The sequence below is a fragment of the Pseudomonas sp. NBRC 111140 genome, assembly GCF_001320885.1.
Lineage (GTDB): Bacteria > Pseudomonadota > Gammaproteobacteria > Pseudomonadales > Pseudomonadaceae > Aquipseudomonas > Aquipseudomonas putida_P.
Window position 1 is genome coordinate 22,921 of the sequence record NZ_BCBQ01000078.1, and the last position, 9,867, is coordinate 32,787.

General features: G+C 67.2%; 9 protein-coding genes and 1 pseudogene. 7 read left to right on the forward strand and 3 right to left on the reverse strand.

Annotated elements, in window-relative coordinates; translation table 11 throughout:
- Positions 1–49: 49 nt before the first annotated feature.
- Genes APH42_RS21760 through APH42_RS21790 form a run of 7 tightly spaced genes read left to right on the forward strand, consistent with a single transcriptional unit; the run spans position 50 to position 6,097 of the window.
- Complete coding sequence (locus tag APH42_RS21760) at positions 50–649, forward strand: PilL N-terminal domain-containing protein (RefSeq protein WP_003098890.1); 600 nt, start codon at positions 50–52, stop codon at positions 647–649.
- Positions 646–1,290: a hypothetical protein gene (locus APH42_RS21765; protein ID WP_003098888.1), complete on the forward strand. Its 645-nt coding sequence runs from the start codon at positions 646–648 to the stop codon at positions 1,288–1,290. The genes APH42_RS21760 and APH42_RS21765 overlap by 4 nt, the downstream gene beginning before the upstream one ends.
- Positions 1,291–1,302: 12 nt before the next feature.
- A complete protein-coding gene (locus APH42_RS21770; RefSeq protein WP_003098886.1) occupies positions 1,303–2,040 on the forward strand; it encodes a TIGR03759 family integrating conjugative element protein in 738 nt (245 codons plus the stop codon).
- Positions 2,022–2,612, forward strand: coding sequence for a transglycosylase SLT domain-containing protein (locus APH42_RS21775; RefSeq protein WP_003109780.1), 591 nt, complete (start codon positions 2,022–2,024; stop codon positions 2,610–2,612). The genes APH42_RS21770 and APH42_RS21775 overlap by 19 nt, the downstream gene beginning before the upstream one ends.
- A complete protein-coding gene (locus tag APH42_RS21780) occupies positions 2,609–3,157 on the forward strand; it encodes an integrating conjugative element protein (protein WP_003109779.1) in 549 nt (182 codons plus the stop codon). Before APH42_RS21775 ends, APH42_RS21780 begins: the two co-directional genes overlap by 4 nt.
- Before the next feature lie 4 nt (positions 3,158–3,161).
- On the forward strand, positions 3,162–5,351 hold the full coding sequence (traD, locus tag APH42_RS21785; RefSeq protein ID WP_004350569.1) for a type IV conjugative transfer system coupling protein TraD: 2,190 nt from the start codon (positions 3,162–3,164) through the stop codon (positions 5,349–5,351).
- Positions 5,348–6,097 carry a TIGR03747 family integrating conjugative element membrane protein gene (locus APH42_RS21790; RefSeq protein WP_003153644.1) on the forward strand — a complete coding sequence of 250 codons (750 nt, stop codon included), beginning with the start codon at positions 5,348–5,350 and terminating at the stop codon, positions 6,095–6,097. The genes traD and APH42_RS21790 overlap by 4 nt, the downstream gene beginning before the upstream one ends.
- Positions 6,098–6,137: 40 nt before the next feature.
- Here APH42_RS21790 and APH42_RS21795 read toward each other — a convergent pair whose 3' ends face one another.
- The 3 genes and pseudogenes from APH42_RS21795 to APH42_RS21805 form a co-directional block, all read right to left on the reverse strand.
- Positions 6,138–8,762: an AAA family ATPase gene (locus APH42_RS21795; RefSeq protein WP_003153642.1), complete on the reverse strand. Its 2,625-nt coding sequence runs from the start codon at positions 8,760–8,762 to the stop codon at positions 6,138–6,140.
- Between the two features lie 9 nt (positions 8,763–8,771).
- Positions 8,772–9,497, reverse strand: a complete 726-nt coding sequence (nucC, locus tag APH42_RS21800) for a CBASS effector endonuclease NucC (RefSeq protein ID WP_003050273.1) — start codon at positions 9,495–9,497, stop codon at positions 8,772–8,774.
- A 38-nt stretch (positions 9,498–9,535) separates the two neighbouring features.
- A pseudogene (locus APH42_RS21805) lies at positions 9,536–9,867 on the reverse strand (nucleotidyltransferase); the annotation flags it as partial.

A 9,867-nucleotide genomic window follows, 5' to 3' on the forward strand; every position in this document is an offset into this window, starting at 1 on the left:
GCGGCCTGAGCGGCGATGGTGAGGGCTGGATGTTTCAGGACGCCGAGCTATGTGCCCCTCTCCACCGTGGTTTCACTATCCCGAACGCCGCCTTCTGGCGGGATTTCTCGGCCTGCTGTGGTCGGTGCTGGCCGGTGGCTGCGCGACGACGACTGCGCCGGTCGCGCCCGACACCATCGCGGAAGTCTTGGCCGCGCCTGAACCCGAGGCTTCCGAGTACATCCCGGTCGTGCGCTACGCCCGCTACACACTGGTCGAACTGGCACCCATGGCGGCGCAGCGCGACCTGTTGTTGCAGACCATCGACGTGTCCATGCCCGAGGATGCCCGCGCCACGGTCGGGGATGGGCTTCGGCACGTGCTCAAACGCAGCGGCTATGGCCTGTGCCAGACCGCGCATGCCGTGATCGAGCTGTACGCGCTGCCGTTGCCGGCGGTACACCTGCACCTCGGCCCCATGACCTTGCGCGATGCGCTGCTCACGCTGGCTGGCCCGGCCTGGGAACTGCACGCGGATGACCGCGCACGGCAAATCTGCTTCGAGCGGCCCGGCGATCGCGCGGTCGCCGAGTCCCCATCCGAGCCACCCGCCACCGAGGCGGTGCAGACGTTCCCGCTGGCACCCATGGTTTCGGGAGGCCAGCCATGAACGCCCCGCAACCTGCCCAGCGATCGACCGCCGCCGTGGTGGTGCAGAGCCTGATGTGGCTCTGGTTGATCTTCCTCAGCGTCTTGGCGGCCCTGGGCTACCAGGCCCTCAGCGACCAGGCCGACCAGGAGCGGCTGGATTCCCGCCTGCAACGCCTGGAAGCGCAGGCAACTGGCTTGGCCGAGACGATCGAGGCCATCCAGCAGCGCCCGGCCGTCGCGACGGACGCTGACCTCAAAGACACCCGCCAGATTCTGGAAGCACGCGCGGCCCAGGTCGAGAAATCTCTCAGTGGCTACGCAGCGGCCGACGACCTCCAGGCGCTGCGCGCGGAGGTCGAGCAGATCAAGGCGCGCCAAGCCGCCGCGCGTGCCACCGCACCCGCCCAGCGGCGCGCATCGCGCACGTCCGCCGCCTCCAAGACCGAGCTGCCGCCGCTGCCATTCCGCGTCGTCGGCGCCGAACTGCGCGCCGGCCAGCGCAGCGTGTCCGTCGCGCCGAGCATCGGGGACTTCACGCCCGCCCAACTTCAGGTGCTGCTGCCCGGGGATGCGGTCGGCCCGTGGCGCCTGCAGGCGATCGAGGGCAACACCGCAGTGTTCCAGGCCGGCAACCAGACCCGCCGCGTGGCGATTCCCTGACCGGAGCACCCCATGAAGCCGTCGATCCTCCTTTTCGCGGTCCTGGTGGCGTCGTCGCAATGGCCCGCCTGGGCGCAGCAGCCCGCAACGACCTCGGCGCGCAACGCACAGAGCCAGGAGCGCCCGCTGGCCGCCCGCGTGCTGGACGACCGGGTGGCAACCGAATGGGGCTTGCAGCCACAAGAATGGGCACGCTACCGCGAGCTGATGGATGGGCCGCTGGGTATCTACTCGCCCAACCTGGACCCGCTGTCCGCCCTGGGCATCGAAGCTCGCACGGACGAAGAACGGCGCCGCTATGCGGAACTGCAGGTGCAGGTGGAAGCGCGCCGCGTCGAGAAGCTGCTCGCCTACCAGCGCGCCTACGACGAGGCCTGGCAGCGCCTGAATCCGGGGATGCAGCGCGTGAACCTGCCCGACGACAAGCCGGGCGCCGGCCCATCCAGCAGTCCCTTGCGCGGCAGCGGCCGCATGGCGGTGTTCGTCAAGGACGGCTGCGCAGCCTGCGGACAGCTCGTGCAGCGCCTGCAATCCTCGGGCGCGGAGTTCGACCTGTACATGGTGGGCAGCCGCCAGGATGACGCGCGCATCCGCGACTGGGCCAAGCGCGCGCAGATCGACCCGGCGCGCGTGCGCGCCGGCAGCATCACGCTCAACCACGACGGCGGCCGCTGGCTGTCACTGGGCCTGCCCGGCGATCTGCCCGCCGCCGTGCGCGAAGTGAACGGCCAATGGCAGCGCCAGCCGTAGCCATGCCCCTGCGCGCACTGGTGCTCACTGCCGGCCTGTATGCCGTTGCCGCCCTGGCCCAGGAGGTTCCGCCACCGGCTTACCAGCTTGCCGCCCAGCGCGCAGGCATCCCCTCGACCGTGCTCTACGCCGTGGCCTTGCAGGAGAGCGGCATCCGGCGCAACGGGCGCCTGGTGCCGTGGCCGTGGTCCCTCAACGTCGCCGGCCAGTCGCGCCGCTTCGCCACGCGCGCCGACGCCTGCGCTGGCCTGCAGCAGGCGATGCGCGCCACGCCGCACACGCGCATTGATGCGGGCCTGGGCCAGATCAACCTCGGCTACCACAAGCACCGCTTTACCGGCGCGTGCGACCTGCTGGATCCGTATCGCAACCTGGCCGTTGCCGCCGAGATCCTGAAGGAGCAGCACACCCCCGGCGAGGACTGGCTGCTGGCGATCGGCCGCTACCACCGCCCCGCAGGCGGCGAGCCCGCCGCCCGCTATCGGCGCAGCGTGTCGCGCCACCTTGCCCGCGTGCAGGGCACGCGACCAGCCGCCGCGGTCCTCGCGGCGCGCCAGGAGACCTCCCCATGACGAAACCCCATCCCGCCCATCTCGCGTTCACGGGCCTACTCATGCTGCTGTCAGGCCTGCCGCTGGCCTCGCGTGCCGGCGAGCCACTGATCGTTGTCGAGGACCGTGGCGGCACGTCGGCATTGCCGTACTACGAAGCCCTGAATCTCCAGCCGCGCGCCAACGCACCGGCGCGGCCGTCCATCCCGACGCCCCAGGTTCCTGCCACACGGGCGGACGAAGCCGCGATGCTGCCGGTGCGCAGCGCCAAGCTCACGCCCGGCACCGTCGCGCGACGGGTGATCGAAGCGCCCGGCCTGCGGCCGTTCGTGGTCATCGGCGACGACGAGGCTTCCCGGGCCTGGTTGCAGCGCCGCGCCGCCGCTTTGCGCGAACGTGGCGCGGTCGGCCTGGTCGTCAACGTCGAGACCGCGCAGGGCCTGGCGCGGCTGCGCGCCCTGGTGCCGGGCGTGCCGCTCGCGCCCGTGGCCGGCGACGACCTGGCCGATCGCCTGGGCCTGCGGCACTACCCGGCGCTGATCACGGCCACCGGCATCGAGCAATGAAGCCATGTCGGGCAAACAGCCGGTCGAGGTTCTGCTACGCCCAGCGGTGGAGCTATACACCGTCGCGGCGTGTGCAGGCGCCGCGTTTCTGTGCCTGGTGGCCCCATGGTCGCTCGCGCTGAGCCCGGCCATGGGCATCGGCAGCGCCTTGGCGTTCGGCGCCTACGGCGCGATCCGCTACCGCGATGCCCGCATCATCCTGCGCTACCGGCGCAACATCCGCCGTCTGCCGCGTTACGTGATGACCAGCAAGGACGTGCCGGTCAGCCAGCAGCGCCTATTCGTGGGGCGCGGCTTTCTCTGGGAGCAGAAGCACACGCATCGGCTGATGCAGACGTACCGGCCCGAGTTCCGCCGCTACGTCGAGCCGACGCCGGCCTACCGGCTGACCAGGCGCCTGGAGGAACGGCTGGAGTTCGCGCCATTGCCGCTCTCGCGCCTGCCGAAGCTCACCGGCTGGGACGCGCCTTTCAACCCCGTGCGCCCGTTGCCGCCTGTCGGCGGCCTGCCAAGGCTGCACGGCATCGAGCCCGACGAAGTGGACGTCAGCCTGCCGCTGGGCGAGCGCGTCGGGCACTCGCTGGTGCTGGGCACCACGCGGGTGGGCAAGACGCGCCTGGCCGAGTTGTTCGTCACGCAGGACATCCGTCGCAGGAATGCTGCCGGCGAGCATGAGGTCGTCATCGTCATCGACCCCAAGGGGGATGCCGATCTCTTGAAACGGATGTACGTCGAAGCCCAGCGCGCTGGCCGCGAAGGCGAGTTCTACATCTTCCACTTGGGCTGGCCGGAAATCAGCGCCCGCTACAACGCCGTGGGCCGCTTCGGTCGGATCTCGGAAGTGGCGACACGCATCGCGGGGCAGCTCTCCGGCGAAGGCAACAGCGCGGCGTTCCGCGAGTTCGCATGGCGCTTCGTGAACATCATCGCCCGCGCCCTGGTGGAACTGGGGCAGCGCCCGGACTACATGCTGATCCAGCGCCACGTCATCAACATCGACGCGCTGTTCATTGAGTACGCCCAGCACTACTTTGCCAAGACGGAGCCCAAGGCCTGGGAGGTGATCGTCCAGATCGAGGCCAAGCTCAACGAGAAGAACATCCCAAGGAACATGATCGGGCGCGAGAAGCGTGTGGTGGCGCTGGAGCAATACCTCTCCCAGGCGCGCAACTACGACCCTGTGCTCGATGGCCTGCGCTCGGCGGTGCGCTACGACAAGACCTACTTCGACAAGATCGTTGCATCGCTGCTGCCGCTGCTGGAAAAGCTCACGAGCGGCAAGATCGCCCAGCTCCTGGCGCCGAACTACTCCGACCTGGCCGACCCGCGCCCGATCTTCGACTGGATGCAGGTGATCAGGAAGCGCGCCGTCGTCTATGTCGGCTTGGACGCGCTGTCCGATGCGGAGGTCGCCGCAGCGGTCGGCAACTCGATGTTCAGCGATCTCGTCTCGGTGGCTGGGCACATCTACAAGCACGGAATCGACGATGGCCTGCCGGGCGCATCGGCTGGTGCGCGCGTGCCGATCAACGTGCATGCGGACGAGTTCAATGAATTGATGGGTGACGAGTTCATTCCGCTCATCAACAAGGGCGGTGGCGCGGGCCTGCAAGTCACCGCCTACACGCAAACGCTTTCGGACATCGAGGCCCGCATCGGCAACCGCGCGAAGGCCGGCCAAGTGATCGGGAATTTCAACAATTTATTCATGTTGCGCGTGCGCGAGACGGCCACCGCGGAACTGCTGACGAGGCAGTTGCCGAAGGTCGAGGTCTATACGACCACCATCGTCTCGGGCGCGACGGACAGCTCAGACATCCGCGGCGCGACGGACTTCACGTCGAACACCCAGGACCGCATCAGCATGGCCAGCGTGCCGATGATCGAGCCGTCACACGTCGTCGGTCTGCCCAAGGGCCAATGCTTCGCGCTGCTGCAGGGCGGCCAGCTTTGGAAGGTGCGCATGCCGCTTCCGGCGCCAGACCCCGATGAAGTGATGCCGACGGACTTGCAGCAACTGGCCGGGTATATGCGCCAGAGCTACAGCGAGGCCACGCAGTGGTGGGAGTTCACCAGTTCCGCAGCCTTGCCGCATGCAGCCTTGCCCGACGACCTGCTGGATGACGCCGCTCCAGCCGAGCCTGACGCGGTGGCCACCGGCGCCGACGACAGCACCGGCGAGGCCGCACCATGAAGGATGCCGCCTCGACCGCGCAGCGGGAGCAGAACCAGCGCCAGGGGCTGATCGTCGGCACCATCACCTTGCCGTTCCGGCTGCTCGGGGTGCTCATCGGCTCGCTGCTGTTCTCGATCGTGGTGGAGTGCGTCGGCATGCACCTGTTCTGGAAGGACCAGGGCTGGCGCCACTCCCAGCAGATGCTGCAGTACGAACTCGGGCACCTGTCCAACCACTTCACGCGCAGCGTGGTGGTGCAGGAGCCCGGGCGCACGGCGCACGAGCTGGTGGATACCGGGTACGAGTGGGTGTTCGTGCGCTCGGGGTTGCTGGAGCGCATGAGCCAGACCGCCGAGCGCGCCCGCGCGGCCAGCCACGGGCAGAGCCGCAACTTCCGCTACTACATCAGCCAAGTCTATGTCTGGGCCGAAAGCTACCTGATCGCTGCGGCCTTCACGACGCTCACCTTCCTGGTGCGCCTGCTGGTCCTGGTACTCACGCTGCCGCTGATCCTCACTGCAGCATTCGTCGGCCTGATCGACGGCCTGGTGCGACGGGATGTGCGCCGGTTCGGCGCGGGCCGCGAATCCGGCTTCATCTACCACCGCGCGAAGGCCAGCCTGATGCCGTTGGCCGTGCTGCCTTGGGTCACCTATCTCGCACTGCCCATAGCGGTGCATCCTCTGGTCATCCTGCTGCCCAGCGCGGCGTTGCTGGGGATGGCAGTCAGCCTGACCGCAGGCAGCTTCAAGAAGTACTTATGAGGTGACACGGGCGGCACTGCTCTGCAAAGCCGTGTGCCGTTCATCGGTTCTGCAGGGTATCAAGAGCAGCATCCAACGCCGTAACCGCCTCGACGACCGTTCTTACCGTCGCCCGATCGAACTCATGATCGCGCTGAGCGTCGTGCACACCGCTATTGAGGTAACCCCATTCAATACTCGTACCGCTGACATTGAGCAGCCTGACCAACGCCCCTACGGCATCCGGCGCACCCGCATGTTGCGCCGCGATACGCTCGACGGCCGACCGCAACTTGGTGCATTTATTGTTCAGCTCCCAAGGCGCGCGGGGCCCGCTCAGCTTGATGTCGATCCGGCCGTCCGCCCGCCGACCCAGCCACGTCCACAGGCGGTCCGTCAGACTCTCCAGCGCCGGCCGGGCCTGGCGCAGTGCCTCGCGTTTCTCGTCAGCCGCCAACGCCTGCTGGGCCAGAAGAACATAGTTCTTCGCTGGCGGGTCGCTGTCGACCCGCAGTTCGTGCTCTCCCTGATGCGGGAGAAACTTGTAGCGCTTGATGGCCGCGGCGCGGCGCACGCCCAACTCCTGCTGGATGCGGTGCAGGAACTCCTCTGCGTGCGAGGTGAGGATAACCTGCTTGCCGTGGAGCAAACCGTCCTCGAAGAAGGTACGCCAGATGCCATCGCGATGGTCGTCGTCTATCGCATTGACGACGTCATCGAAGATGACCACGGGGCAGCCCTGCGCGAGGTTCTTGGCAAGCAGAATCGCCAGACCCAAGCATTTGATGTGCCCTTCGCTGAAGACGATCAACGCGTCGTAGCGCACGCCCGGCTCGCCGGCGAACTCCACCTCGATCTTGCCGTTCTCGGCCACGGGCAACCACAGCGCGTGCAGCAGATCGCCGGGCGGATCGGCCCGGTTGAATGCGTTGTAGAGATGGCGGGCTTGGTCTCCCAGCCCCTGTAGCAGAACCCCCGGCAGAGCGGTCAGGTATGCCTGAATCTCGGGTAGGAAGCCGTCGTAGGCGGCCTTGACCCGCTGATGGTGCACCACCACCGGCATTTCGTCCGTGGCCGCCTGGATCAGGCCGCGGTTCGCGTCGTCGAATTGGGCCACGGTTTGGCGGGCGGCCGCCAGCTCCTGATCCGCAGTCGTGCGCATGGTCCGCAGCCGTTCGATCTCCAGCTGATGCTGTTGCAGGCGGTCCCGCTCCTGGGCCATCGCGCCGCGCTGGGCATGCACGTCGCGCGCCTGCGCGTCGAAGCCTTCGATGATCTGTGCGATCCGTAAGAGGGCTTGCCAGGCGCGCTGGTCCCCATTCACCCAGCCGCCGAGCCAATTGCCCGCCGACGTGGGAGGCAGCAGTGGCAGGCCCGCGGCCTGCGATTCGGCAGGACAAGCGACCCCAGCCGCCGCCACCACGCGGCGCATTTCGTCCCACAGCGCTCGGACCGCCTCGCTCAACTGCGTCCGATGCCCGGCCTCTTGCTGCTGCAGGACGGCCAGTTGCGCGAGCTGCTCCAGGCCCATTCGCGCCCTGGCGAACGGGTCCTGTGCCACAGCGGCCAGTCCGGTTCCACATGCCGGACACGCGGTCGCCCCGTCCGCCAACGCTTGCACGGCCTCGTAGAGCTTCGCGTACGACACCTCGCCCGCGCGGGCCGCGAGTTGCGCGGAAGACGCTTGCCACAGTCCCTGGACGCGGTAGGCCTCTGCCAGCAACGCTTGCAGGCGGGCCTGGGTCACCTCGTGAATGGCAGGCGGGTTGGCGTCCAGCTGAGCCTGGACATACGGTAGCCGTCCTTGCTGCTGCGGCGTACCCAGCAGCCAGTCCACGCAGGCTTGATAGGTCGCGCCAGGTGACATGCGCTGCGCCAAAGCTTGTTCCAGGCCCTCGACCGCTGCGATCTTCTGCGGGTAGGCGGCGATGGTCTGTTCGGAGTTCGCCAACCGCAGGCGACGCTGCGCCAGCTGCGCCGCCTGCACGCCGGCAAGCATCAGGTCCTGATCGAGCGAGGGGTTGAAGCCGCGCACGAACTCGCTGAACTGGTCCACGCCGAACAGGGTGGCGATGAGCTGGCGCTGATCGCTCGGGGTCCGCGCGGCGATTCGGGCGAAATCGTCGAGGCGGTTCTTCTCGATGAAGCAGAAGCGATACTCAGCTTCGTCGGGCTGGACGGCCTGCGCTTCGCCCGCCGCCGTAGACGACAGGACTGGCGCGACGTGGCGGCGCAGGCGAGCGTTGTTGCAGTACGTCCGCTGGTCGACCCGCTTGGCCTGCGCTTCGCTGATCGAACCGAGCATCGCCACTTCCAAGGCTTCGCAGAAGCTGCTCTTGCCGGTGCCGTTGGCACCGTAGACCAAGGTGATGTCATGGCTGAGGTCGAACGTCTCCTGCCGCATGAATCCTCGAAACGGCCCGACTTCGAGCTGGTGCAGTCGCCCGAGCGCCGGCCCGTTTTCGGGGCCGCGCGCGTCCCCGTCGTAGGCGACAGGCATCTGCGCCAGATGCGCGATGGCCAGCGGCGCCAAGCGCGTGGAGCGCCCCCGGCGTGCAGCACCGACCTCGGCCAGTGGCTGCAGGTGATCGAGCACCAGGTGCGCCAGCCGGCGCACGTCGTCGTGCACGTGCCGCTGCGCCAAGTGCGCCAGGAACCGGTGGTACTCCGAACGTATGCTTGCCACAGCGCCCCCTCACTTGGTCAACCACTGACCGTAAGCCTCCACATCGATCATGGGGACCGTTCCACTGAACTGAAGCTGCGCGATCAGCTTGAAAAGAAACGCGGTCGCCGGCTTGTTTTCGTTGGTGTAGCTGTACGCGCCGCTGGCTTGGTCATAGAAAAAGTGCCCGTGGGCGGCAACGCATCCGATGTCCAGACGCCCCTCGGTGAGGTTTGCGTTCAGCGCCTTGTCCATGGATGGACCCAATGCAGGACTCCATTCGCTCTCGAAGGTGAGCAAGCCACCCAGAATCGGAATCAACGGCTTCGCTGGGTAGGTCCCGCCAGCGTGCGGGATCGGCAGGCTCGTGCGGTGCAGCCTGCGCACACTGGCGACCTTCTCCTGGGCATAGGCCACAAGCCCCGCGTCAGCCGTCTGCTTGGCCTCGAAAACGGCGTACACGCTTTCGGCTGGAATGATCGTCTCGTTCTCGTAGGTGAAGATAAAAGGCGAATATTGCCGATCAAACACCACCACATCGATCTGCTGGCTGAAGTTCCCCAGGCTGTCCACCACATGCGCCTTGGCCGCCTGGTACCGTTTGGGCAGATAGGTATCCAGCATGTCGATCCAGACGTTCTCGCTCGCATCCCCCTTCGTACCCGGGTGACCGAAGGTCTTGCGTACTACGGACAAGCGCTGCTGGATGTCCTCATGCAGGGACGACAGGAGCTGGGAAAGCGACCACTGGGACATGCTGTACCTCGATGGGACGTGTATGGAAGCCGATGGAATCAGGACAGTGGGAACTTGGGGCCAAACAGTGCGCGCCAGGCGCGAAGCGCTTCGATATTGCGACCACGACGCGCGTGGTCGATGGCGATGCTTGCGTCTTGGCTCGCCTGGAACAGCAGCTGCTGCGCGCGCTGCTTGCGCGCGGCATCCATATCGTTGCTGATCGCCGGGCCAAGTCCGGCGGGATCCGGCCACTCGTCATGAACTCGATCGGCAAGCGTGGCAAAGAACGACTGGATCTCGCGATCGAACGATCCTCCCCAGCCGCCGTAAAGACACTCAAGGGCCATTACCTCGATCAGGAACGAGGGCTTCACCGGCTTCAGATCGC

Excerpts from the sequence above, each read along its gene's own strand:
- APH42_RS21760 (WP_003098890.1), top strand. The coding sequence starts at position 50 with ATGTGCCCCTCTCCACCGTGGTTTCACTATCCCGAACGCCGCCTTCTG.
- APH42_RS21765 (WP_003098888.1), top strand. The coding sequence starts at position 646 with ATGAACGCCCCGCAACCTGCCCAGCGATCGACCGCCGCCGTGGTGGTG.
- APH42_RS21770 (WP_003098886.1), top strand. The coding sequence starts at position 1,303 with ATGAAGCCGTCGATCCTCCTTTTCGCGGTCCTGGTGGCGTCGTCGCAA.
- APH42_RS21775 (WP_003109780.1), top strand. The coding sequence starts at position 2,022 with ATGGCAGCGCCAGCCGTAGCCATGCCCCTGCGCGCACTGGTGCTCACT.
- APH42_RS21780 (WP_003109779.1), top strand. The coding sequence starts at position 2,609 with ATGACGAAACCCCATCCCGCCCATCTCGCGTTCACGGGCCTACTCATG.
- traD (WP_004350569.1), top strand. The coding sequence starts at position 3,162 with ATGTCGGGCAAACAGCCGGTCGAGGTTCTGCTACGCCCAGCGGTGGAG.
- APH42_RS21790 (WP_003153644.1), top strand. The coding sequence starts at position 5,348 with ATGAAGGATGCCGCCTCGACCGCGCAGCGGGAGCAGAACCAGCGCCAG.
- nucC (WP_003050273.1), bottom strand. The coding sequence starts at position 9,497 with ATGTCCCAGTGGTCGCTTTCCCAGCTCCTGTCGTCCCTGCATGAGGAC.